At 36.2% G+C, this 24,231-nt stretch carries 23 protein-coding genes; 4 read left to right on the top strand and 19 right to left on the bottom strand.

Features of this window, described 5'->3' with window-relative positions; genetic code table 11:
* Positions 1-162 precede the first annotated feature (162 nt).
* From O7776_RS05895 to O7776_RS05815, 17 genes are all read right to left on the bottom strand, one after another.
* On the bottom strand, positions 163-1,290 hold the full coding sequence (locus O7776_RS05895) for an MBL fold metallo-hydrolase (protein ID WP_274309679.1): 1,128 nt from the start codon (positions 1,288-1,290) through the stop codon (positions 163-165).
* A gap of 73 nt (positions 1,291-1,363) precedes the next feature.
* Entirely contained in the window at positions 1,364-1,759 is a 396-nt protein-coding gene (locus O7776_RS05890; protein ID WP_274309678.1) for a DsrE/DsrF/DrsH-like family protein, read from the bottom strand.
* A 1-nt stretch (position 1,760) separates the two neighbouring features.
* Positions 1,761-2,321, bottom strand: a complete 561-nt coding sequence (locus O7776_RS05885) for a sulfurtransferase TusA family protein (RefSeq protein WP_274309677.1) — start codon at positions 2,319-2,321, stop codon at positions 1,761-1,763.
* Between the two features lie 49 nt (positions 2,322-2,370).
* Positions 2,371-2,667, bottom strand: a complete 297-nt coding sequence (locus O7776_RS05880) for a rhodanese-like domain-containing protein (RefSeq protein WP_274309676.1) — start codon at positions 2,665-2,667, stop codon at positions 2,371-2,373.
* 15 nt (positions 2,668-2,682) lie between these two features.
* The gene (locus O7776_RS05875; RefSeq protein WP_274309675.1) at positions 2,683-3,024 is read right to left on the bottom strand and encodes a rhodanese-like domain-containing protein; all 342 of its coding nucleotides are present in this window, start codon (positions 3,022-3,024) and stop codon (positions 2,683-2,685) included.
* A 10-nt stretch (positions 3,025-3,034) separates the two neighbouring features.
* Positions 3,035-3,511, bottom strand: a complete 477-nt coding sequence (locus O7776_RS05870; RefSeq protein WP_274309674.1) for a DsrE/DsrF/DrsH-like family protein — start codon at positions 3,509-3,511, stop codon at positions 3,035-3,037.
* A 49-nt stretch (positions 3,512-3,560) separates the two neighbouring features.
* Positions 3,561-3,821: a metal-sensitive transcriptional regulator gene (locus tag O7776_RS05865; protein WP_274309673.1), complete on the bottom strand. Its 261-nt coding sequence runs from the start codon at positions 3,819-3,821 to the stop codon at positions 3,561-3,563.
* 111 nt (positions 3,822-3,932) lie between these two features.
* Entirely contained in the window at positions 3,933-5,624 is a 1,692-nt protein-coding gene (locus O7776_RS05860) for an FAD-dependent oxidoreductase (RefSeq protein WP_274309672.1), read from the bottom strand.
* 177 nt (positions 5,625-5,801) lie between these two features.
* Positions 5,802-6,713, bottom strand: coding sequence for an ABC transporter ATP-binding protein (locus tag O7776_RS05855; protein ID WP_274309671.1), 912 nt, complete (start codon positions 6,711-6,713; stop codon positions 5,802-5,804).
* Positions 6,714-6,724: 11 nt separating this feature from the next.
* The gene (locus tag O7776_RS05850; RefSeq protein ID WP_274309670.1) at positions 6,725-7,936 is read right to left on the bottom strand and encodes an ABC transporter permease; all 1,212 of its coding nucleotides are present in this window, start codon (positions 7,934-7,936) and stop codon (positions 6,725-6,727) included.
* Between the two features lie 12 nt (positions 7,937-7,948).
* Positions 7,949-9,064 carry an ABC transporter gene (locus O7776_RS05845; RefSeq protein ID WP_274309669.1) on the bottom strand — a complete coding sequence of 372 codons (1,116 nt, stop codon included), beginning with the start codon at positions 9,062-9,064 and terminating at the stop codon, positions 7,949-7,951.
* 797 nt (positions 9,065-9,861) lie between these two features.
* Complete coding sequence (locus O7776_RS05840) at positions 9,862-10,839, bottom strand: quinone oxidoreductase family protein (RefSeq protein WP_274309668.1); 978 nt, start codon at positions 10,837-10,839, stop codon at positions 9,862-9,864.
* Positions 10,840-10,914: 75 nt separating this feature from the next.
* Entirely contained in the window at positions 10,915-12,441 is a 1,527-nt protein-coding gene (locus O7776_RS05835; protein ID WP_274309667.1) for a tripartite tricarboxylate transporter permease, read from the bottom strand.
* A 16-nt stretch (positions 12,442-12,457) separates the two neighbouring features.
* Positions 12,458-12,922 carry a tripartite tricarboxylate transporter TctB family protein gene (locus tag O7776_RS05830; RefSeq protein WP_274309666.1) on the bottom strand — a complete coding sequence of 155 codons (465 nt, stop codon included), beginning with the start codon at positions 12,920-12,922 and terminating at the stop codon, positions 12,458-12,460.
* Between the two features lie 54 nt (positions 12,923-12,976).
* The gene (locus O7776_RS05825; RefSeq protein ID WP_274309665.1) at positions 12,977-13,999 is read right to left on the bottom strand and encodes a Bug family tripartite tricarboxylate transporter substrate binding protein; all 1,023 of its coding nucleotides are present in this window, start codon (positions 13,997-13,999) and stop codon (positions 12,977-12,979) included.
* 287 nt (positions 14,000-14,286) lie between these two features.
* Positions 14,287-14,985: a response regulator gene (locus O7776_RS05820; RefSeq protein ID WP_337999457.1), complete on the bottom strand. Its 699-nt coding sequence runs from the start codon at positions 14,983-14,985 to the stop codon at positions 14,287-14,289.
* Positions 14,982-16,565, bottom strand: a complete 1,584-nt coding sequence (locus tag O7776_RS05815; RefSeq protein ID WP_274309663.1) for an ATP-binding protein — start codon at positions 16,563-16,565, stop codon at positions 14,982-14,984. The genes O7776_RS05820 and O7776_RS05815 overlap by 4 nt, the downstream gene beginning before the upstream one ends.
* 280 nt (positions 16,566-16,845) lie before the next feature.
* Between O7776_RS05815 and O7776_RS05810 the strand changes: the two genes are divergently transcribed.
* The 4 genes from O7776_RS05810 to O7776_RS05795 all read left to right on the top strand — a co-directional run bounded on the left by O7776_RS05810 (position 16,846) and on the right by O7776_RS05795 (position 22,148).
* A complete protein-coding gene (locus tag O7776_RS05810; RefSeq protein ID WP_274309662.1) occupies positions 16,846-18,474 on the top strand; it encodes a GGDEF domain-containing response regulator in 1,629 nt (542 codons plus the stop codon).
* A 21-nt stretch (positions 18,475-18,495) separates the two neighbouring features.
* The gene (locus tag O7776_RS05805) at positions 18,496-18,858 is read left to right on the top strand and encodes a response regulator transcription factor (RefSeq protein WP_274309661.1); all 363 of its coding nucleotides are present in this window, start codon (positions 18,496-18,498) and stop codon (positions 18,856-18,858) included.
* Positions 18,851-21,667 carry an ATP-binding protein gene (locus O7776_RS05800; RefSeq protein WP_274309660.1) on the top strand — a complete coding sequence of 939 codons (2,817 nt, stop codon included), beginning with the start codon at positions 18,851-18,853 and terminating at the stop codon, positions 21,665-21,667. Before O7776_RS05805 ends, O7776_RS05800 begins: the two co-directional genes overlap by 8 nt.
* Positions 21,668-21,857: 190 nt before the next feature.
* Complete coding sequence (locus O7776_RS05795; protein WP_274309659.1) at positions 21,858-22,148, top strand: hypothetical protein; 291 nt, start codon at positions 21,858-21,860, stop codon at positions 22,146-22,148.
* A 125-nt stretch (positions 22,149-22,273) separates the two neighbouring features.
* On the opposite strand, the gene glnA is transcribed toward O7776_RS05795, so the two are convergent.
* Both glnA and O7776_RS05785 read right to left on the bottom strand, forming a co-directional pair.
* Positions 22,274-23,632, bottom strand: coding sequence for a type I glutamate--ammonia ligase (glnA, locus tag O7776_RS05790; RefSeq protein WP_274309658.1), 1,359 nt, complete (start codon positions 23,630-23,632; stop codon positions 22,274-22,276).
* Between the two features lie 26 nt (positions 23,633-23,658).
* Entirely contained in the window at positions 23,659-24,057 is a 399-nt protein-coding gene (locus O7776_RS05785) for a MerR family transcriptional regulator (protein ID WP_241368210.1), read from the bottom strand.
* Between the last annotated feature and the right edge of the window lie 174 nt (positions 24,058-24,231).

Here is a 24,231-nt window from a genome sequence, read left to right as displayed (position 1 = left end):
TCTTGAGCGTGAGGCAAGCGTATGTGTAACATTTCATAATAGTTTTACTTTGGCTAATTAGCGTACTGCGCAACGGTTTGAGACAGCACGCTGCATGTCACAAAAGCGTTGCCACACGACGTGGCGTTTTTAGCTTTTGTTCTTCTTGATTGGTCTAAATCGTTAGCGCACAGCGCAACGATTTGGACCAATCTCCATCTCTGTTTGCTCTTCGTCATCTGGAGTGATTTTACCCATATTCACTTGACGAATTTCTTGATAAGCATTAGGTTGTGGTGGTAATCCGTCAGTAACCATTTTGCGGAATACTGCTTCATCTTCTACGTTTAGACCGTGGTTTTCAGCGAATAAATCACCTAAACGTTTTGCAACTGTTCCATCTTCATTTAATTCTTCAATAATCATGAAGTGTGCTGGTAATACAACTAAATCTGCTACTAGTTCACGGTAACGTTTGTATAATGTTTCACGTAAATCGCCTACCCAGTCCTCAGCTAAACCAGCTAAGTCAGGTCGTCCGATTGAATCGATGAATAAAATATCACCTGTTAATAAATATTTTGCATCGATTACAAATGATGTTGAACCGATTGTATGACCTGGTGAATAAAGTGCGCCAACTTCAATTTGAGAAGAACCTAATTGCACTGTTAATCCGTCTTCTAAAGCTGTAAAGTCAAACACGACTTCTTCTGCATCTTTTGGTGGTAAATAATAGGTTGCACCAGTAGCAGCTGCAATGTGACGACCTCCAGAAATATGATCTGCGTGTAAGTGTGTGTCGAATACGTGTTTAATCTCTACACCTTTTTCTTCAGCGAACTTCGTGAATACTTCTGTAAAGCGCACCGCATCAATAATTGCTGCTTCACCTTCAGAAATTGCCATATAAGAAAGACAGCCTTTACCTAAACGAACGAATTGATATAATTCACCACCACCGTTTAAGTCTCCTACTTTAATAGGCTCTAAATAAGTTGACCATGATTTCATACCACCTGCTAAATAACCAACATTACGCCCTGCATCCGATAGCATTTCTGCTACCATAATTGACGAACCTTCCTTCGCACAAACAACTAATACATCTTTATCAGTAGGGATTTTTGGTAAAATTTCTTCTACACCATCTAATAACTCAAAGTATGGAATGTTTAAGTATTCAAATTTGTGGCCGTCGATTTTCCAGTCTTCAAATGCGTCTTCATTACGTACGTCTAAAATAAATAATTCTTTATTGTCAATTACATAGCGGGCAACATCCGCAGCTTTCCAAGTTTTCACTACCATCTTCCAATTACCCCCATAGGTATATTTTTATTTAAATTTTTTTGATAGAGAGAGCCCTCCCTATCAAATTTCATTAGAATGTTAATGTTGGTGCTGCGTCTTTCGCGAACTCTAAGAATGTTACAGCGCCGCCTACATCAATGCCATCCACGAAGTTTTCTTTCGTTAAGCCCATTACGTCCATTGTCATTTGGCAAGCGATGAACTTTACACCTAGCTCCTGTGCCATTTCTACTAATTGTGGAATAGATGGAACTTGCGCATTTTTAAAACCTTCTGCAAAATGCTCTTTTCCTGCTGGCATTTCTAGAGCATGCATTGCTTCTTTATGAATTAAGTTTAAGCCTTCAAATGTGAAGAAAATTTCTACTTCCTTATCTGATGCTGCTGCAGCTGTTGCGATATTGAATACTTTATAAGCATCGAAAAGACCACCGTTTGCTGCGATAATCGCTACTTTGTTTGACATATTATTGTACCTCTTTCTTTAATTCGCCTTCATAGCCAGTCATACCTGGTAAGACGTTATATACGTTTGTAAATCCTGCTGCAACTAATTGCTGAGCTGCTAAATCTGAGCGTGTACCTGTACGGCAAATGACGTAAATCGCTTCGTCTTTGTTTAATTCATTGAAACGACCTTGTAATTCACCCATTGGAATTGATTTTGCATTTGGAATATGACCAAATGCGAATTCCGCCGCTTCACGTACGTCTAAAATTAAGCCTTCACTTGCTACTGCTTCTTCATTTGAAATCGTGTGTTCAAATGTTTTATCCGCCGCTTCATTTACATCTGGATTACATTTACGAATATAGTGGAAAAACACACCATCTTGTTCTTGATGCCCAATGTATTGATGACCAGTTGTTTTACTCCAAGCCGCTAAATCTGCTACTGAGCCTTTATCTGTTGCTTGCACTTCTAACACTTGACCTTCTGCTACATCTGCCATTGCCTTTTTTGTTTTCACAATTGGCATTGGACATGCAAGACCTTTTGCATCTAACTGTATATGTGATTGAATCATTGTAAGCCTCCATTTATACCTAACAGGGTATATTTTCTTTCAAAAAAAATTATTCTACGTCTCCAGCCCACTCGAGCATGCCACCAACCATGTTTGTTACATTAAAACCATGTGAGTCTAAAAATGCTGTTGCTTGGCCACTGCGCCCACCAGAACGACAAACCATAATATACGATTTATTTTTATCAAGTTCATTCATTTTGAATTCAAATAATCCAAGTGGAATATGTGTAATACCAGGAATATGACCCGCTTGCACTTCATCAACTTCGCGTACGTCAATTAAGTTTAACGCTTCGCCTGCTTGTAATTTTGCTTGCACTTCTTGTGGTAAGATCGTTTTCATTTTTTGTTCCTCCTCTTAATAAGCACTCATGCCACCGCGGACATTGGTTACTTTTTCAAAGCCTAATTTTTTTAATTGCTTACACGCTTGCATCGAACGCATTCCACTTTGACAAATGACTACAATTTCTTTGTCTTTCGGTAATTTCGAATAGTCTGTACCAAGCGGCATATTTTTAAATTGTCGGACATTCCGCGCCTTATATTCCGCTGGCGTTCGCACATCGATAAATACTTTATCTTTGTCATTGATAATTTCTTGCGCTTTCGCTGTAGAAATTGTTTGAATTCCTTTTGCTGGCTTCATGCGCCATGCAAAAAATGTAACTATAACTGCAATGATGATGATCGTTTCCATTTAGCACCTCTTATATAAATAAGTTTACTGTTCCATCTTCAGCATCTGCTAAATATGCGGCAACCCCTGCATATTCAACGCCATCTAGCAACTCGGCTTCTTGAAGTCCAAGTAAATCCATTGTCATCGTACAAGTAATTAGCTTAATATCTTGCTCCTGTGCCATTTCAATGAGCTGTGTTAATGTAAGCGCGTTATGCTTTTCCATTACATGCTTAATCATTTTTGGACCCATGCCAAGCATTTGCATTTTCGATAATCCTAATTTTTCAGCACCTTGTGGCATCATTTTCGCAAACATTTTTTCTAGGAAGCCTTTTTTCACTTGAACTGGCTCCTGTTTACGTAATGCGTTAATACCCCAGAACGTATGGAAAATTGTTACCTCATGATCATAAGCCGCCGCACCATTGGCAATAATATAGGCTGCCATTGCCTTGTCGTAATCTCCACTAAATAAAACGATGGTTGTTTTTTTCTTTTCCATATTATCTCCTTACCCCTATAGGTATTTTTATTTTGAAAAATAAAAAGCCTTATCGACTTTTTACTAATAATTCTACTGCTTGTTTGACCAATTCGTTTTTGTCTAATTCATTTTCAGCTTCTTTAGACAAGCACTCAACTAAATTGTCGGATACAATAACACCGATTGTTCGATCGACTGCAGAACGAATTGCACTTAACTGTGTGATGACTTCTTTGCAATCTTTTTCTTCTTCCATCATGCGAAGTACGCCACGAAGCTGACCTTCAATTCGTTTCATACGTGCTGTTACCTTTGCATCGTATTGCATAAGCTCACCTCTTTCTCCGTTTTGCTTAACCTTATAATAATACCCCTGCAGGTATATGTCAACCGAAAAGTTATGGTGGAAATAAAATTTATTATCCCCACCATATTTAACTTATTTAAAATTATAGCTTGTTACAATCGGCTCACGGCCTAGTTGTTGGTCATTGAAATATTCGTATAAGCTAATTCCTAAAAACGAACCTGAAATATTATATACATTATCATAGCCGCTGTTTTCAAGTGCCATTACCGCATTATAGCTACGTTGTGATGAACGACAATGTACATATACTGGGACGTCCTTTGGAATTTCATTCATGCGAGTACGGATTTCACCTAATGGAATATTGATTGCACCTTTTAATGCACCGTTTGCAAATTCATTTGGCTCACGTACGTCAATAATGACTGCACCTGATTCTACTAACCCACGAACTTCGTCAACGCGGACTTGCTTGAAGCGCCCTGCCATAATGTTCGATGCTACTAGGGCCGCCATATTTGACACGTCCTTAGCTGTTGAGAACATTGGTGAATACGAAAGCTCTAAATCTTTTAAGTCTTCTATTGTTCCGCCCATTGAAATGAGTGTCGCAATCACATCAACACGCTTATCGGCATTCCCTTTACCAATCGCTTGCGCACCTAAAATACGACCTGTTGGCACTTCGTAAATTAACTTAAAATGTAACGGATTACTAGATGGCATTAATCCTACTTTATCTGGTGCAATAACATACACCGCTTCTGTTGGTATGTCTAATTGCTTCGCTGTACGCTCATTTAACCCTGTTGATGCAGCTGCTAAATCAAACACTTGAATGCTTGATGAACCAATCACACCACGATTTTGGTTCGGAATACCGTAAATATGGTCTGCAATCGCACGTGCTTGCTTTTGTGCCGGTCCTGCAAGTGCTAAACGTGTTTTTTTGTTCATTAAGCGGTGATATACTTCAATCGCATCTCCTACTGCATAAATATTACGGTCACTCGTTTGATAGTTTTGGTTAACAGCGATTGCCCCTGTTTCACCGATTTCAAGATTTGTTTCTACTGCTAATGTCGTTTCAGGACGTACCCCAATCGCTAAGACCACGATATCCGCATCAATCACTTTACCTGAATTTAACGTAATGGCCTGCTCATTAATTAACGCTAAGCCATCCCCAACAACTAAATCCACACCGTGATCCATCATTTCTTTATGCAAAATTTGTACCATATCATCATCAAATGGTGTTAAAATTTGAGGTGCAAATTCAACTAATGACACATTACGACCAGCAAGGCGTAAGTTTTCAGCCACTTCCACGCCGATAAAGCCACCACCGATTACGGCAATATTTTTTGCATCCTTTTCAACAATTGCATTGTGTAATTTTTCAATATCTACAACATTACGCACTGTAAATACATGCGGTAATTCAACACCTTCAAGCTTTGGTACAATTGGACTTGCGCCAGGTGATAAAATTAACACATCATACGCTTCTTCATAGCTTTCACCTGTTACTACATTTTTTACTGTTACTAATTTTTTGTCACGATTAATCGTAACAACTTCACTATTAACACGTGCATCAATATTATATTTTGCTTCAAACGAGTTTGGGTTCATCATAACTAATTTTTTCGAATCTGTTACAACACCACTTAAGTAAAACGGTAACGAACAGTTTGAAAACGAAACATGGGGACCTTTTTCAAACATGACAATTTGTGCTTGTTCATCTAAACGGCGAATTCGTGCTGCTGCAGATGCACCACCCGCAACGCCACCAACGATTACAATTTTCTTCATTCAAATTCCCCTTTACATTTCCGTGAATTTTGATAAATCTTTTACTAGCCCTATCATATACCCCTATAGGTATATTGTCAACCGTATTATTTTGAGTTGTCCAAACAATGTATTCATAGAAATAAGTAGCGTATAAATCAAAAACCTTCGTCAATTTCATATTGACGAAGGTTCCTTTTATATTACCTCATGATAATAAAGCGCGTATAAATCATTTAACGTAACTTTACCAAAGTTAAAGTCTGTAACATCTTTATCAACTAAAAACGTCGTCAGCTCACTAAGTAAGCTCGCCTCTGAATGTGGTAAATGTAGCAGCGTCATATCATTCATTAATGTTTGCTGATCTATTGATGGATAGCTTTGTTGTAAATCACGTTTAATCGATTCGTCTAAGTTTTTCACGCGAATCGTTTTGATTTTGGCATGACTAAAACCATCAATAATTTCGTTCGCATCGATAAGCTTTCCTTCATTAAATAAGAAAATACGGTCTGCATATTTTTCTAAGTTATCGAGTAAATGCGACGCGATAATAATGAGCTTACCCTCTGCTTTTTTCTTCATCAATAATCGCGAAATGATTTCGACATTATTTGGGTCAAGTCCGTTCATTACTTCATCCATCATCATAATTTCGGTATTCGCTACAATTTGCATTGCAAAGCATAATCGTTGTCGCATACCAAGTGAGTACGTACCTGTTTTTTTGTTGACGTAATGCCCCATGTTTAACACTTCAATTGTTTCATCAATAAGCTTTTTGTCTGAGCCCCACATCATTGCAAACATTTTTAAATGGTCACGACCTGATAAATAGTTGTACAAATCACTTTGATCTGGCATCAATGACACGAATTGATGGATTTTTACTTCGTTCGTTTTACTAGAATATGCAAGTCCATTACGGAATGCAACTTTACCTTTTGTTGGTACTAAATAATTCATAATGACGTTCATAAGCGTAGACTTTCCTGTTCCATTCGGAGCAACAAGGCCGATCATTTCTCCTTGGTGGAACTGAATTGCAATATCATTTAGTACTTTCCGGTCACCGAACTGCACTGTAATATTTTGAATATCGATCATGTTAGACCCTCCTATTTAATTAACTTAAAGCGCTTCGATAGCGAAACCACTAACGTTAGCACGATTAGTATTACTGCAGTGATTAAAAGTAATTTTAGTCCGAGCATGTCATGTAATTTCGGTGTTGTAAAATAGAAGTTTTGATATTTTGAGACGATTTTCCCTACTTGTACATACGATGTAGGATAATTTTGGACATCCCAGAAATAACCGATGGATCGACTTGTGTAAAAGCGTTCACCAAAAATTAGTAATAGTACAACTACCATATTGAGCATTTCTTGACGGAATAAAATACTAAATAATAGTACTGCTGAAATGATGACTAACATCCATGCTGCTAATAATAAGAAGCAGCGTAGCAAAAACATACCTATTGACATATACACAAATTTACCTTCATTTTGTGCAATCATGTCATAGCCAAATACAGGGGTAGGCAAATCGAAATTTCCAAAACCAAATTGGAAGCCAATAATGATTATTCCAACAAAAATCGGTATCCAAAGAAGTACACTACCTGTTAATCCTACAATTGCCTTCACTAATAACCGCTTCCAATCTGCAATTGGGAAGCCCTTTAAAATGGATGGGTGAAGACGATCTTTGGTTACGATATCGATTGTAAGTAGTAGCGTTGCAATTAAAATAATGTATGGTAAAGGACCTTTCAATAAGCGTTCTAATGTTTGAAGTGCTGTTCGTTGTTCAAAAATTTCAATTGTCAACTCATACCATACTCTTTCATACGAATCATAGCGCTGAAATTGTTCAAAATAGGCAAAGTAGGCTTCTTCTTCAGCAAATCGTCTGTCTTCCGTATAATAGCGTGGATTGTATGCTAATAAATCATTACGATATGTGTTCATATTTGTAACAAAATACCACTGGCTTGTAGCTGCTGCATATTTCTGTAAATCACCTTCATCAAGAGCTTCTAAACGCTGCTTATCAAATGGGTTCAAGACTTTATATGTATCGACAGCGTACCCGACAGTCGGATGATATTCCCATAAATTTTTTCCGAACATCGAATCTAAAAATTCCTCACGCGTTAAATACCTTGCCTCAATTTCATCATAGTCTACCTTTTCAATTGGATCATAAGCGGGTGCTAGCTTAAACGCATAAAAAATAGCCGCAAATGTTAGTAAAGCGAATACCGCAAGATTTTTTTTGTTTGTAAAAAATTGCTTTATTTCAAATTTAAAATATCCCCACATAGCTAGTCCCCCTTACGCCCGTTTAATTTTTCCTGTTGAGAAAAAGCGCTGTATCACGAACAACATGATAACAATACAAATGATCATAATAAGTAATCCTTGATTCATTGTAATCAGCGTTGACTTTTCTAAATCAACTGGAAGACCTGATAAAATATCATTAAAGCTCATAAAATTAAAAGGATTGTATGGGAGCATACTAATAAGCCTTGGAAATAAAATTGGTAAAAAGAATAAAATAAAGTGGATAAATAGCGTTAAATACATATTTTTTAATAAGACGTTCAAAATGATCGATAGGAGCATAACAAAAATCGAAATTACAATCATGTATAATACTGCAAGTCCAATATAGGAGATACTTGAAACAATCGCTGGTTCTCCTAAAAAAATACGTACAGGCTCTGATAGATCTCCAAAGCCATTTCTTAAAGTTGGTAAAGCACTAATAAATATAAGTGCAATAAAGGCTAAGACATAACCAAATGCTATAATACATTTTGATATGATGTATTGGTCAAAACGTACAGGATAGCCCTTCATTAAGCTTGTATGTTCAAAATCATCCAGCAAAATTGAGCTCGTATAAAAGCTAATAAAGATATACCAGCCAAAGCCCGCAATACTAAAGAAATACAGTAAAAACGGTATGTACTGCGATAAATTACTAACCTCTTGTTTTTTGGCGTCTACTAAATGTTTAAAATACATATAGTTGAGCGTATTTTCGAGTTTCGTTGGTAATAAATCCGCAACTTTATCATAGTCCTCCATGTCAAACGCCTCTTTCCGAAGCTCAGCTGTGCGCATTGACGCCTCGTAATACATCGGATAGTTTTCCATCGTCAGCCCCGCAATTTGCAGTGCAATCGAACTATTTTGTTTCGTCAAATTTTTGAAGAGATCACTGCCATCTCCATCTTCGGAAGCATCCTTTACCTGGAACTTTGACAACGCAGCACGTCCATAGTAAAAATCGCTCTTCTTTTCATCAAGCTGCTGCCCAACCTCTTGAGCCTTGATGAAAAACATCATGCCCAACATGACAACTATAACAGCTAGTATCGCCACTAAGTTTTTACGATTGGTGCGCTCAATCAACAGCCCAACCTTCAACGCTCGAAGCACAAACAACACCCTTTCTATTCATTTTTTGGAAAATTAAGTATCTTATATTAGAATAATCCAACTATTCGTAATTTACAAATATTCTTAATAGAATTATAGAAAGTAACATAAAAAGATTTCCCCATAAAAATTTGCATTCCTATAAATTAATACCACCCTACTGTTTCCACCAATATTCACAACTTAATTTTTTTCTATAAATTTTTAGTTTACTTGTTTCTAAATAATTCCCTTTAATCAATAATTATTTGTCACTTAATTAAGCAAAAAGAAACCGGAGCGCCTGAACTCGCTACGGTTATTTGCTTTGTTTATATACAGATGAGCAAGGACATAATGGGAAAATAAGAAGGAGTGATATTTTGAAATTCTTATTAGTTATGTCAAGCATAGTTGCCCCTGCTTTAATGCTTTTCCTAAATCATTCAAGCAATAAATTCAACATGTTTTTCAATATAGTTGCCGTTCTATCGACAATAATTTTTGGTAATATTGCAGCTACATCCATTTATCAAGTAATTGTTGATGATACTGTATTTATGACAACAATACATGCACTCTTTTTGAAGCCCATTTTCTTGGTTACTGGAGCGTACCTAGGGGCATTCATTATTTACAGATTATTTCTTTTAACATTGGAAGAAAGATAATTTTTTAGTCCAAATTGTTTTACGAGGTTTCTTTATTGGAGGCTACCTTAGCTAGGCAATTGTCATGAGGCCTCGTAATACATCGGATAGTTTTCCATTGTAAGCCCAGCAATGGGTGATGGAATGATTTCTATTTCAAAACTCTTTTTATACTATTTCACCGTTCAGTTGAATTAGGATTTTCCCTTGATGTGCACGACTTTCCATCAATTGATGTGCTTCTTGTATGTCGTTTAATGAATAAATACGTTCTATCGGAACTTGTAGCATACCCTTTTCAATATACGAAATAATTTTTTCTACAACAGGCTTTAATCTTGAAGGATCTTCTTTTCTCGTTGTTCCTAAACTAAATCCTTTTACATTACGGCAACTATTATGTACATCATTGGTTGAAAACGTTCCTGGTTGACCACTACTATTCCCAAACTGTACAAGTGTTCCGTAATTTGCCAAACAATGCAAGCTTTTTGTAGTCACTGCACCTGCTACCGAATCAAAAATGACATCTGCACCTTTGCCATTCGTTCGCTCATTCACTCCTTCAACAAAATTATCATACGTATAAACTGCATTCGCGCCTAAATTTTCTACAAAGCTCGCCTTTTGAACCGAGCCAACCGTGCCAATGATTTGCTTTACACCTATTATTACTGCTAGCTGAATCAAGCTCGAACCAACACCACCACTCGCGCTATGAACAACAATCGTATCCGTTTCCTTCACCTGTGCAATTTGCATCAGTAAAATATAGCTTAAAATCATGACAGTCGGCATCGCAGCAACTTGTTTTAAATCAATTTCATCTGGAAGCAAAAATGTGAGGTGCTCTGACGCAATAGCATATTCTCGGTAAGACCCATTTTTCGGAAAAGCCATTACTTTTTGACCAACCTTAAAATTCTCACTTTTGCTTTCCACAATTTCTCCAACTAAATCAAGCCCGATTGTAAAAGGAAATGTTGGCTCACCTTTAACTCCTGTCCGCGCCTTAATATCTGCAAAATTGATACTTGTAAAGTAACCTTTAATTAACACTTCATGCTCCTCAATTGTTGGTATTGCTACTTCCTCTACTTGCAATACATCTGCACTACCAAGAACATATTGTTGAACGATTTTCATTTCCTACCAACCTTTCTTTATTCGGATTGTCCTGCTAATACGAAAAAAAGCCGCCAATTGACGACTTCTCTTCCCTTAAGCTTCTTCATTTATAATAACATTTTTACCACGTAACTTTAAAACTATTGGAATAATAATCCATAACATCGCAACAACTAAGAACACTAACGATAATGGCTTTGCAACGAAAATATTATAATCACCATTCGAAATTGTTAAAGCACGGCGCATATTATTTTCAAGCATCGGGCCCAATACAAGTGCTAGTACTAATGGAGCCACCGGAAAATCATTTTTCGCAAAGAAATACCCTAGTACACCACAAGCCAATAACAATAATAAATCAAACGTTGTATATTGAACGGCATATACCCCAAAAATTGAGATGGCAATAATGATTGGCAATAGATATTTCTTCGGTGTTTCAATAATTTTCGCAAAGATTTTTACCATTGGCATGTTTAATATTAACAACATTAAGTTCCCAATAAACATACTTGCTATTAAACCCCAAGCTACATCTGGATGCTCTGAAAATAAGAGCGGACCTGGCTGAATATTATACATAATGAATGCACCCATTAATATCGCCGTTGTTCCTGAACCCGGGATACCTAACGTTAATAATGGAATCATTGCACCACCAGATGCTGCATTATTTGCTGACTCAGGTGAAGCAACTCCTGCAATATTGCCTTTACCGAATGATTCTGGATTTTTACTAATCTTCTTTTCTGTGATATAAGCGAAGAATGACGCTAATGTAGCTCCAGCACCAGGTAATACACCTAGGAAGAACCCTAATAACGAACCACGACCAATTGGCGCTGCACTATCTTTTAAATCTTGCTTAGTAGGTAATACCCGATTAATTTTGGCTACTGGCTCATCTTCTCCGTCTTTTTCAAAGATTGTTTTAAACACTTCACCAAGTGCAAATAAACCAACTGCAATTGTTAAAAATTCAATACCACTAAATAGGACTGGTTGGTCATATGTAAAACGAGCAATTCCCGATACTACATCGATTCCGATTGTCCCCAACAATAAGCCAATAACTGTCATAATTAATGCTTTTGTAATCGATTTACCTGCCAATCCGCTCACTGCCGCTAAACCTAATAACATTAATGAGAAATACTCCGCTGGGCCAAAGTTAATCGCTATTTTTGAAAGAGGACGTGCCAATAACACTAAACCAATTAACGATACAATCCCCGCCACGAATGAACCAATTGCTGCAATTGATAAAGCTGAGCCCGCACGACCTTGTTTGGCCATTTGATAACCATCTAATGTCGTAACAACTGAAGAGGACTCACCAGGCGTATTCAATAAAATAGATGTTGTAGATCCACCATACATTGCCCCATAGTAAACACCTGCTAGTAAGATGATTGAGCTAGTCGCAGCTACTTCTAATGGAAGACCAGACGTTAAAGTAGCAGTTACCGGGATTAATAATGCAACCCCTGACATTGGCCCAATTCCCGGTAAAACCCCAACGGCTGTTCCAATAATTACGCCTAATAATGCAAAAAGAATGTTGTACCACTGAAATGCAATCGCAAAACCGTCAAATAAATATCCTAATGTATCCATCGTGTATCCCCCCTCTCTAGAATGGTAATCCTGGTAATGAACCGCCTAATACATTGACGAATCCAAAGTAAATCACACTCGAAAACACTGCCGCTATAATAATAGATGTCAGTATTTTTCCGCGCTCTAAAGTTTGGAATCCGATAACCAAGAATACAAACGTCGTTATTAAATAGCCTAATACGTCCAACAGTAGTACATAACCTAATGCCGATAAAAAAATGATGATAAATCGTTTATAATTAGGCGATTTAATATCTTCATGTTCCCCAACAATTTTATAGGTTTTCTTATTTTGAATCGTTTCAATGAATAACAAAACACTTAAAACAATCAATAATATGCCTAAGCCCATTGGAAATGTATTTGGTCCAATTGTAGAGCCATATGCGCTACTTGAGATTTTTTGAGATTCTACAGTTACCAAAATCCCGATTGCTAAAAAGACAACACTCGCAATTTGATCGAATTTTAAATTCATGCCCCTACCTCCTAGAAGGAAATGCGAGCAGCTTAAATTGCCCGCATTACTTCATTACTTCTGCATACCTAAAGCTGTTAAAATTTCTACGATAGATGCCTCTTGTTCTTCTAAGAATTTTGTAAAGTCATCCCCTGCACGGAATTCTTGTTCCCAACCATTACGTGCTAACGCTGATTTCCACTCTTCTTTATCATTTAAAGCTGTTAATTTTTCAATCCAGTAATCTTTTGCACCTTCAGACATATCTTTCGGCCCAAAAATACCACGCCAAATTGTGAACTCTGTTTCAATGCCTTCATCATATAAAGTTGGAATATCTTCTAAGCCTTCGATTGCTAGTTTTTCAGGTGAAGTTACCGCCAATACACGAACGTCCCCACTCTTTACATATGAAGTTACTGTCGAGATATCTGTACCGATTGCGTCTGCATTACTACCTAATAATGCAGCCATTGCTTCCCCGCCGCCGTCATAAGACACGTATTTAACTGCTTTCGGGTCAATTCCATACTCATAAGCAGGTAAAATTGTAATTAAATGGTCCATAGAGCCCGGTGCAGAACCGCCTGCTAAAGTTAAAGCTGATGGATCTGCTTTAATTGCATCAAGTAAATCTTTAATTGTTTGGTAAGGCGAATCATTTTTTACAACAATCGCCCCATAGTCTTTTGTTAATTGTGCAAGCGGTGTTGTATCCTTATAGCCATATGGACTATTTCCTTCTGCTTTTAAATTATTTATTAAAATTGGTGGTGATTTCACCATTAACATATAATCATTTTTCGCTTCTTTCGTTGCGTACGATGCCATGAATACCGCACCGCCACCACCAGGTTGATTTTCGATTGTAATCGATTTATCAATTAAACCTGTCTCATTCATTGTTTTACCGATTGCACGAGCCGTTAAATCCCAGCCCCCACCAGCTCCAGATGGCGCAACAATTGTAATATTGTTTTTCGGATAATCGCTTGTTGATTTGCTTTCCCCATCACTGCTATCACTACAAGCTGCTAATGCTAAGCTCAGCGTAGTTGCAGAAAATAGTGCTAATAATTTCTTTTTGAATGACATAAAGAAATCCCCCCTAAATGTTTTGCACTCTTTGTAAGCGCTATCTTTATTAAAAAGGATAATTTGTAAATTTTATATATTAGCGAAATATTAACTTTTAATTACATAAAATTCATTTTGTTCATAATGTTCACAGAACAAAAGCGGTAAAGCGCCTGTTCAGCCCCGAGTGACATTGGAGGACCCGACGCAAAAGTACACGTTCTACCACTTTTACAGGAAGGATCGAATTGGACGAGGGGGCTGGCGCTTTAGTTTTCTTAACAGAAAAAAAGCAGCCGAATTAATCAGCTGCGTGTACTAAAATATCTTCGCTCTGGTCTACCAACCGAGCCATATACATGTTCGACAAAAATAATCTTTTCTTCCATTAAGTGCTCTAAATATCGTCTCGCCGTTGTACGACTTATCCCTATTTCAGCACCTAAGCTTTCCGCTGTAATTCCTCCATCAATGGTCATCACAAATTCAATAATTTTATTTTTGGTAATTATATCGATGCCTTTTGGGCTTTTATTTTGCTCAATCTTTGGAACGGAATAATGATCCCAAAGTTTTTGGATTTGCTCTGCTTGAAAATGTTGATTGGACGATAAAATTTGATGCTTTTCTTTATATTTCTCTAAACAATACGTAAATTTTTGCAATGTAATTGGCTTCAATAAAAAATCCGTCACACCGCTAGTATAGGCTTTTTTCACAATCTCTATCTCTGCTGCAGCCGTAATTAAAATAATATCCGTCTGCATCTTGTGCTCTGCAATCATATCGATAATGCTAACTCCTAGACCATCTGGGAAATAAATGTCCAATAATACCAAATCTGGCTTTAAAGTTTCTATCCACATTTTTGCCTCTTCAATTGTATGTGCCATCCCGATTGTTTTAAATCCCTCGATTTGATTTAAAAACTTTTCATGGATTTGCGCAATTCGTATATCATCTTCAATAATTAACACTTCGATCTGCTTGCTCAAACCAATCACCCCTCTTTTGGAATTGAAACAATAAATAATGCACCGCCTAAATCGCCTTTTTCGATTGCAATCGTGCCGTTTAGTGCTTTTAAATTATCCTGTACAATATGTAAACCATAGCCCCTCGTATCTTTATCTTTTGTGGAGCTCTTTAATTTAAATATTTCTTTCATTTGATCTTCTCGAATACCTTCCCCTGAATCCTCTATCTCACAAATAACCTCTTTTTCACTTTCATAAATATAAATGCGGATGATTCGCTCTTCTTCTTCCAAATGTTCTACTGCCTCAAATGCATTTGTCATTAAATTCCCCAATATCGAGATAAACATATGCTTCTCCATGAGATGACCGAGCTTCCCACAACTACTATCCTCATCTAACACAAGTGTAACCTTCAACTCTTTCGCCCGATTATAAAATCCTATTATTAAACCATTAATAAACATATCTTTAATATGCTCATTAATAAACGCAATTAATGCATGATTCCCTAGACGCTCCGAATGAATCAAATACAATGCTTCCTCATATTCATTTAATTGAATCAACCCCGATATTGTGTACAAAAAGTTATTATATTCATGAGTTTGTGCTCGAAGCGATTCAATAAATTGCTTAACTTGGGATAATTCATTTGCGACTAAATCAATCTCTTCAAACGGTCTAAAGCTTGCTACCACGCCAGAAACCTCCCCATTATTTACAAGTGGTATGCGGTTTACCAACGTTTTTGTTCCATTAATGGTCATCACACGATTTAGCTGCTCTTTACCTGTTTCCATAACACGTAGTAATTGCGTATTTGGTAGTACTTGTTTTATATTTTCACCAATTACCGAATTATTACTAGTTAAAATATCATTTGCGGCTTGGTTACTTAATGTAATGATGCCGTTACGATCTACCATGATTATCGCTTCACGAATTGTTTCTAAAATCACATTTCGTTCTGATAAAATTTTGACGATTTCCTGTGGCTCGTAATTGAGTAGTTGTTTTTTTAATTTATTTGCCAAATAGCTAGATAAGAGAACCGATAATACGATTGCTATTGCCAAAACAAGCAATAAATTTTTCGTATAATTAATATTCATTGAAAAAATATCCTCATATAAATATCCAACTGACACGACACCAATGATATTGCGATTTTCATCGAAAACAGGAGCCTTCCCTCGAAGCGCTTCACCTAAAGTCCCTTCTGCAATCGACATATAGGATCGTCCATGAATTAACGCCTCTTCGTTATCATCCCCTACCATTCGTTGACCAATTCTCTCTTTCACAGGGTGTGCATAGCGAATTTCGTTTTCATCACCGATTACAACATATTCGGCCTCCGCGCTTTTTTGAATCTGTTTGGCGACTTCTTGAATTTCAGGTGATGTCGTATCTTTTTTCAGCCCTTCAATCACTACAGGATGAAGTGCAGTAACCTCTGCTACATTTACAGCGCGCTCACCTATCTCCTTTTCAACGATTTGACCTAACACATAATAAGCCGAAATTAGCACGATAAAAATAATAATAATGGCCAAAATCATATTGTATTTAAAAAAACGAAAATTCCACGAGCTTCTTTTCATACCATTAGCTTCCTTTTGATTTTTTTCCACTTATATCTAAAAATAACACAGAATTTTCATTTTTATTAGACCAAAAGTAATTTTAGTTAGAAAGCGATGACTCAAATAACAAATAAAAATCCAATCACCGTAATGTAGCATTATCCTCGTCAATTTTTTTGAGTGTGCAAATCTTTAACAGTTCCAAAAATTCACCATTAATATGGTTAATTTAATCTAGTTTTCTTGTTCATAAGGATATACTATGTAATATAGAAAACAATTAATGGAGAGAAAGTAAATGGATACTTTAAAATATCAGCAATTAATCTACAAACAAATGCTCGAAAAATTTAAAACTTGGTCTGAGCAAGAGTTTATTACCGAAAGAGAAATTTATAGTTTTCTTCACAATTTAAAAGGAACCGCAGGCACTATTGGGTTAGATGATTTCTCGCAAATTGCGAATGAAAAATTATATTTACTAGATGAAACAAGCAATAATAAATGGATTAAAACTGAATGGAAGGCTTTTCTTTCCACACTCATTGAAGGCATTCATTTTTATCAAACAAATGCAGACCCAATGAATGAAGATACACAGCTAGCCATTCCAAACCATACGTTAAATCAGGAATTAATTTTAGTCATTGATGACGATATTATTTTTATTTCGTATATAAAAAGAGTTTTAGAGAAAAATGGCTATACCGTTGTTATTGCTTATAATGAAAAGCGTGGGTTGGAGTTAATTTACGAACTAAAGCCCGCTATCGTATTTTTAGACATTATGCTACCAGATGGCAATGGGTTTTCTATTTTAGAAACGCTGAAAAAGATCAAAAAAGACCGAATGTTTGTAACAATTATTAGTGCAAATGACTGCAAGGCAAATCATGTGAAAGCATATGAATTAGGGGCTTTAGATTTCATTCCAAAGCCAATTGATGAAAAAATATTAATATCTTATGTTACGAACCGATTAGCATTTAAAAAAGAATTAGAGCACTCGATCATCATTGATGAATTAACACAAGTATATAATCGAAAATTTTTAGAATCACAATTTGAATATTTAATTCAACAATACAATCGCAATCAAACACCTTTTTCAGTTGTAATTTTAGATTTAGATTACTTTAAAAAAGTGAATGATACATACGGTCATTTAGTTGGCGATGAAGTTTTAAAAGGCTTCGCCGCATTGGTGATGGAATTAAAGCGAGAACAAGATATCTTCTGTCGCTATGGTGGCGAAGAGTTTGTAATGCTCTTGCCTCAAACTTCCGTACAAGATGCCTATTCTCTGATTGAAATAATTCGTCAAGCAATGGTGAATAAAGATTTCACGGCGAATGGAGTTAATTTCAATGTAACTTTTTCAGCAGGGTTAATTGAGGCCAATGCATGTCTTCTCCACCCTAAAAAAATGTTAGAAAAGGCCGATCAAGCACTGTATGAAGCGAAGCAATCTGGGAGAGATCGCTCGGTAATATTTGATAATATAGCCGACGTTGTAACAAAGAAAGTAAATATTAAAATTATTGTCATTGATGATGTATTCATTATCCGAAACATGGTTGCCAACTACTTTAAAAATTGGACGATTAACGAAAACTATGAAATTGAAGTAATGGAATTTAGTAATGGGCTTAATTTCCTGAATTCTAATTGGTATGAACCGAATTCAAAATACATTATATTACTTGATGGATTGATGCCGAAAATGGACGGCATTGAAGTGCTGAAGAAAATTAGAGAGAAGCACACGTCCAACGAAGTTATTGTTTCTATGTTAACAGGAAGAAAAGGCAATGAGCATGTCGTTGAAGCGTTAAAAAATGGAGCGAACGACTATATTGTGAAACCTTTTAACATTACAGATGTCTCAAATCGAATTCAAAATTTAATTAACCGAATGTTTATGTAAAAATTAGAAAGAGGTAACGATATGAAGAAAATACTAGTAGCAGATGATGAAGAAATTTTAAGAATGCTTATTTGTGATACGTTAGAAGATTTAGGATATGAAATTGACGAAGCGGATGACGGATTAGATGCGCTCAATAAAATCAATCAACAACCTTATGATCTTGTCATCTTAGATTATATGATGCCTAACTTGACAGGACTTGAAGTCATTGAACGTATTCCAGCACAGGTAAAAGAAAACACCCCAATTTTAATGCTTACTGCGAAAGCGCAAGAGTCAGATCGTCAAATTGCATTAGAAAAAGGGGCAAACTTTTTCGTTTCCAAACCGTTTAGCCCGATTGAATTAATGAGTTTAGTGGAGGGAATATTAGATGTCTAATTCTTTTCCATTGCTTGAAAAAAATATTCGCAATCAATTTCTTAAAATGCTCGTTACTTTAGTAATCATTTTTTCTGTCATTATGATTATTTTTGTTCTTTATATAAAATCAACAAATGATAGATTAAAAGTAGAAATTGAATCAGTTAGTGGAAAAGCACAAATTGTCGATGGCTTAGCCGAATCATATAACGGAATTATATTTAGAGCTAGAGGGTATTATGCGTTTAAAAATCCACAAGAACTTGAATTAATGCACGAAAATATAGCGGCATTTGAAAACTATTTAAATCAATTTTCAAAGCTTCCTCTAACTGATGAGGAAAAAGAATTATATAAAGATTTAGTAGAATTTAATGAAAATTATCAAGCCGTTATTCTTCCGAATGCATTAAGTTATGTAGATGCAGATGACTATGAATCTTTACGAAAATTATCAAGCGATGGTGCAAATGATCTCATTAATCAATTTATCTCCTATACGAAAATGTATGATACTAATACAAAAGAAAATTTAAACAATCTGTATTCAACAGCTGTAGATAAAGCACAACAATTTACGTTAATCTCGATTTTATTAGGCGCACTCATTGTATTATTTGTCGCCATTATTATGCGTAGAGTGCTCTTCAATTTGATTCAACCAATTGAACAGTTAACAAATGCAACAAATGAATTGGCTTCTGGGCGATTTATTGATCTTGGGGATCTTGTAAAAAAAGAGGACGAGCTCGGGATATTAGCAAATTCGTTTTATAAAATGACCCTCTCGATTCAAGAAAAAGAAGAGGTACTCACTACTCAAAATGAAGAGTTAGTCGCACAACAAGATGAACTACAAGGAAATCAAGAGCAATTACAGCGATCACTCGATCAATTGCAAAAGTATAACGAACTGAATCACGTTTTAACATTCACATTGGATAAAGAGCATCTATTAAAAAACTTGCATAACTATTTAACAGATATTTATAACTTTGATACAAGTATTTTATATTTTATCGAAGGCCATGTTTATGTTTCTAAAGGATTATCAGAGCAAACAGCCGAACAGCTTGTTAGCAATTTAAATATTGATAAACAATCCCGATTAAAAGAAGAAAAATCCTTTGTCATCACACGAGAAATTCCAGTAAATGCACAAGAAATTGCACAAAATCACTATTTTTGCTATGACCTTTACTCTTCTATTTTTAATTCAGAGGGGCATCTTGTAGCTGTCTTAATGGCAACACGCGAAGGATATCCATTTACTAAGCAAGAACTTGTAGAATTAAATGGCTTAATGAATCGAGTGTCCATTGCTTTCGAACGTATCCATATGTATGAAGAAGTTGAACGTTCAAGACAGCTAAACCAAAATATTATTGATACGGTAAACGAAGGGATACAACTCGTTTCAGTTTCAGGTGAAGTTGTATTAAATAATAAAGCATTGTCTACAATTATCGGTTCGAACAATGACGAAAATGATTCCCAGCATGTGTCGTTGAAGCATTTCCAAGAAATTTGTGACCAACCTGATGAATTAGCGCTGTTTTTCACAAAGTCCATTGTCGAAGATTTTACCGATACACGAACTTTCCGTTATTCGATTTCACAAAATACACAGCTATTTATTGAGGTATACGCAACGAGTGTTTATAAAAATGATGAAAAGATGGGCACAATGTTCGTTCATCGCGATATTACAAAAGAATACGAAATCGATCAAATGAAATCCGAATTAGTAAGCACTGTCAGCCATGAGTTGCGCACGCCATTATCTAGTGTTCTTGGGTTTACAGAGCTTTTATTAGCAAAAGAAGTAAAACCAGAGCGACAAAAAAAATATATCGAAACGATTCATAAAGAAGCGGTTCGCCTAACAAATTTAATTAACGATTTCTTAGATTTACAAAGAATGGAATCTGGTAGGCAACAATATACGATGCAGCAACTGTCGGTAGATGAATTGGCGATAGACATCGTTAACCGTTTCCGTCACGAGCAAAAGCATCACGTCCATTTAATTGACAAGGCTAAATATGTCAATATTCTTGGCGATCAAGAAAGACTTGTACAATTATTTATTAACTTGATAGGTAATGCTATCAAATTCTCTCCTGCTGGTGGAGATGTAACAATTACACTTGAAAATATCAATCATATGCTACAAGTTAGCATTAAAGATCAAGGCATAGGAATACCTAAACTCGAAATTCCAAAACTGTTCCAAAAATTTAAACGAATTGACAATACGTCCAGACGAAAAATCGGTGGAACCGGGTTAGGACTATCTATTAGTAGAGAAATTATAAAAAAACATGGCGGGGACATTTGGATAGAATCAGAAGAAGGTAATGGTACTACCGTAATCTTTAACTTACCGCTCAATCAAAAAAACACTTTAAATACTAGCTTTGAAGAAAATGACTTTGATATTCAAACCGGTTTAAATGTTATGATAATCGAAGACGATTTAAGTTTAGCCTTACTTTTATCAGAAGAATTAAAAAGTAAAGGATTCACGGTTATTTACCACGATAATCCTAAAAGAGCCTTTGAAGAAGCCCTTCAAACACCACTTGTCGCAATCATCATTGACCTAATGCTTGGAGATGACATTAATGGTTGGGACTTAATCGCTCAACTAAAAGAACGAGACGAAACAAAAAATATCCCGATCCTTATTTCATCTGCATTAGATGAAACTAGAGAATATGTTGATAAATATAAAGTAGATAAGTACTTTACAAAACCATATCCTCCTGAAAAACTTTCTAAAGCGCTTGTAACCATATTAAGTCAAAGTAGTGAAATAAGTTAAAAACAAGGGTTGGAGCCAGTCGCTCCAACCCTTGTTTCTTTGTACATCATCATATATTGTTCGCGTTCCCACTGCGTAACGGTTGTACGGATTCTGTATCAATGTATATATGTGGAGCGCCATTTGAAATGTATAAAAGCATTGATATTAGTTGAAAATGTAACAAAAGTACTTTTCAACGAGGTGAAATATGGAATTATTCCCAACAATACATACAAATTTTTGGGATGCCGTAATAGCTGTCCCAGTTGTAATGATTCTTACTCAACTGTTAAAAAAGGTACTCCATATTAAACCTGTATGGATTCCGACAATAGCTTTAATTATCGGTTTACTTATCTCTATTTTCATTAGCCACAGGGGTAATTTACTTGCTGGTTTATTTATGGGATGGTTTTATGGATATGCCGCTATTGGAAGTTACGCATCTTTAAAAACGACTTACATTGCTTACAAACAAAGAAAAGCTAAAAAGACTTAGATACTTTCTCCTTTCAGTAATACACAATTTGCTTTATTTCATAATGTTGATGAATACATGGAGAAATTGGAGCAATGAAATAACTAAAAAAAAGCGTTGGAGCAAGTCGCTCCAACGCTTTTTTGTTAGTACATCTTCATATATTGGTCGCGTTCCCACTGCGTAACCGTTGTGCGGAACATATCGAATTCTACTTCTTTCGCTTCCTTAAAGTTTGCATAGATGTGGTCACCTAAAGCATCAATGATTATTTGGTCTTTTGCTAATGTCGCTAACGCTGCATCTAAAGAGCCTGGTAAGCTATCAATCCCATTTATTGCACGTTCTTCTGCGTTCATCACGTAAATATTGCGGTCAACTGGTGCTGGTGGTTCGATTTCGTTTTTCACGCCATCTAAGCCCGCTGCTAAAATTACAGCCATTGCTAAGTACGGGTTTGCAGATGGGTCAACTGAACGTAATTCAATACGAGTTGATAATCCTCGTGAAGCTGGAATACGAATTAATGGTGAACGATTTTGCGCAGACCATGCCACGTAGCAAGGTGCTTCATATCCTGGTACTAAACGCTTGTAAGAATTTACTGTTGGGTTTGTTACCGCAGTGAAACCTTGCACGTGCTTTAATACGCCCGCCATAAAATGTTTCGCTGTTTTTGATAATTGTAAATCCGCACCTTCATCCCAGAATGCGTTTTTGTCACCTTGGAATAACGATAAGTTGAAGTGCATTCCTGAACCGTTTACTCCGAATAGTGGTTTTGGCATAAATGTCGCATGTAGACCGTGTTTACGTGCAATTGTTTTTACAACTAATTTAAATGTTTGGATGTTATCACATGCTTCTATCGCGTTTGCATATTTGAAATCAATTTCGTGCTGACCAGGAGCTACCTCGTGGTGAGATGCCTCGATTTCAAAGCCCATTTCTTCAAGTTCTAATACGATATCACGACGGCAGTTTTCACCTAAGTCTGTTGGCGCTAAATCGAAGTATCCACCATCATCATTTAACTCTAATGTTGGTTCGCCTTTTTCATCTAATTTGAATAAGAAGAATTCTGGCTCTGGTCCTAAGTTGAAGCCTGTGAAACCTAGGGCCTCCATTTCTTTTAACATACGTTTTAAGTTCGAACGAGGGTCTCCTTCAAATGGTGTACCATCTGGACGAGCGATATCACAAATCAAGCGTGCTACTTTACCTTTTTCAGCTGTCCACGGGAAAATCATGAAAGTATCTAAGTCTGGGCGTAAGTACATGTCAGATTCTTCGATACGTACGAAGCCCTCAATTGATGAACCATCAAACATCATTTTATTATCTAATGCTTTTTCTAATTGGCTTACTGGAATTTCAACGTTTTTGATTGTCCCTAAAATATCTGTGAATTGAAGACGAATAAACTTAACATTTTTGTCCACAACGATTTTTTTGATATCCTCTTTTGTTAACTTTCTTGTTCCATTTACCACTGGATTTATCATACTTCAACACTCTCCTTTTTTAATGGTTACTGCTCATTTTTATATTGAAAGAAACGCGATAAGTCACCTTGTCGTAGCGAAGTTTTTTTTGACGCCTGCGCCTGCTGCATTTCCTCACGTAATATGGACCGTAATTCTGCATCTGACATTAGTACCGTGTCAGTACTTCTAACATAATTATTATTTCGCATCGCAAACACCTTTTTAATGCCCGCCATATTAATGCCTTGTTCTAGTAATTCTCTAATTTCTAGTAATGCATCGATATCATCTAAGGAAAACATCCTCCTGTTCCCTTCTGATCTGGCAGGGACGATTAGCTCGTGTTCTTCGTAGTAGCGAATTTGTCTAGCCGTTAATTCTGTTAATTGCATAACCATGCTTATTGGCAATAACGGCATTGCTCTTCGAAACTCCCGACTCATCAGCTCGCCTCCCTTTCTTGTTTCTAACTTTACATCAATGTTAGATACCTTGTCAATTTAATGTTATAAAAACTAACATATGTTTTTTAGATGGATTTCATCTAACTTTTCGAATGTTTTTTGGAAGTATCCATCCGTTTTGTGTAAGGTTTCTATACAAAAAAAAAGCCATTT

Source organism: Solibacillus daqui (assembly GCF_028747805.1).
Taxonomy (GTDB): Bacteria; Bacillota; Bacilli; order Bacillales_A; family Planococcaceae; genus Solibacillus; species Solibacillus daqui.
The sequence above is the reverse complement of the archived record's forward strand: the minus strand, read 5'-3'. Positions and strand labels throughout refer to the sequence as shown.

Coding starts and splice junctions, on each gene's coding strand:
- O7776_RS05800 (WP_274309660.1), top strand. CDS start 18,851: ATGTCTAATTCTTTTCCATTGCTTGAAAAAAATATTCGCAATCAATTT.
- O7776_RS05810 (WP_274309662.1), top strand. CDS start 16,846: ATGGATACTTTAAAATATCAGCAATTAATCTACAAACAAATGCTCGAA.
- O7776_RS05785 (WP_241368210.1), bottom strand. CDS start 24,057: ATGAGTCGGGAGTTTCGAAGAGCAATGCCGTTATTGCCAATAAGCATG.
- O7776_RS05895 (WP_274309679.1), bottom strand. CDS start 1,290: ATGGTAGTGAAAACTTGGAAAGCTGCGGATGTTGCCCGCTATGTAATT.
- O7776_RS05840 (WP_274309668.1), bottom strand. CDS start 10,839: ATGAAAATCGTTCAACAATATGTTCTTGGTAGTGCAGATGTATTGCAA.
- O7776_RS05830 (WP_274309666.1), bottom strand. CDS start 12,922: ATGAATTTAAAATTCGATCAAATTGCGAGTGTTGTCTTTTTAGCAATC.
- O7776_RS05850 (WP_274309670.1), bottom strand. CDS start 7,936: ATGTGGGGATATTTTAAATTTGAAATAAAGCAATTTTTTACAAACAAA.
- O7776_RS05860 (WP_274309672.1), bottom strand. CDS start 5,624: ATGAAGAAAATTGTAATCGTTGGTGGCGTTGCGGGTGGTGCATCTGCA.
- O7776_RS05825 (WP_274309665.1), bottom strand. CDS start 13,999: ATGTCATTCAAAAAGAAATTATTAGCACTATTTTCTGCAACTACGCTG.
- O7776_RS05835 (WP_274309667.1), bottom strand. CDS start 12,441: ATGGATACATTAGGATATTTATTTGACGGTTTTGCGATTGCATTTCAG.
- O7776_RS05805 (WP_274309661.1), top strand. CDS start 18,496: ATGAAGAAAATACTAGTAGCAGATGATGAAGAAATTTTAAGAATGCTT.
- O7776_RS05795 (WP_274309659.1), top strand. CDS start 21,858: ATGGAATTATTCCCAACAATACATACAAATTTTTGGGATGCCGTAATA.
- O7776_RS05875 (WP_274309675.1), bottom strand. CDS start 3,024: ATGGAAACGATCATCATCATTGCAGTTATAGTTACATTTTTTGCATGG.
- O7776_RS05865 (WP_274309673.1), bottom strand. CDS start 3,821: ATGCAATACGATGCAAAGGTAACAGCACGTATGAAACGAATTGAAGGT.
- glnA (WP_274309658.1), bottom strand. CDS start 23,632: ATGATAAATCCAGTGGTAAATGGAACAAGAAAGTTAACAAAAGAGGAT.
- O7776_RS05880 (WP_274309676.1), bottom strand. CDS start 2,667: ATGAAAACGATCTTACCACAAGAAGTGCAAGCAAAATTACAAGCAGGC.
- O7776_RS05855 (WP_274309671.1), bottom strand. CDS start 6,713: ATGATCGATATTCAAAATATTACAGTGCAGTTCGGTGACCGGAAAGTA.
- O7776_RS05885 (WP_274309677.1), bottom strand. CDS start 2,321: ATGATTCAATCACATATACAGTTAGATGCAAAAGGTCTTGCATGTCCA.
- O7776_RS05870 (WP_274309674.1), bottom strand. CDS start 3,511: ATGGAAAAGAAAAAAACAACCATCGTTTTATTTAGTGGAGATTACGAC.
- O7776_RS05890 (WP_274309678.1), bottom strand. CDS start 1,759: ATGTCAAACAAAGTAGCGATTATCGCAGCAAACGGTGGTCTTTTCGAT.
- O7776_RS05815 (WP_274309663.1), bottom strand. CDS start 16,565: ATGAAAAGAAGCTCGTGGAATTTTCGTTTTTTTAAATACAATATGATT.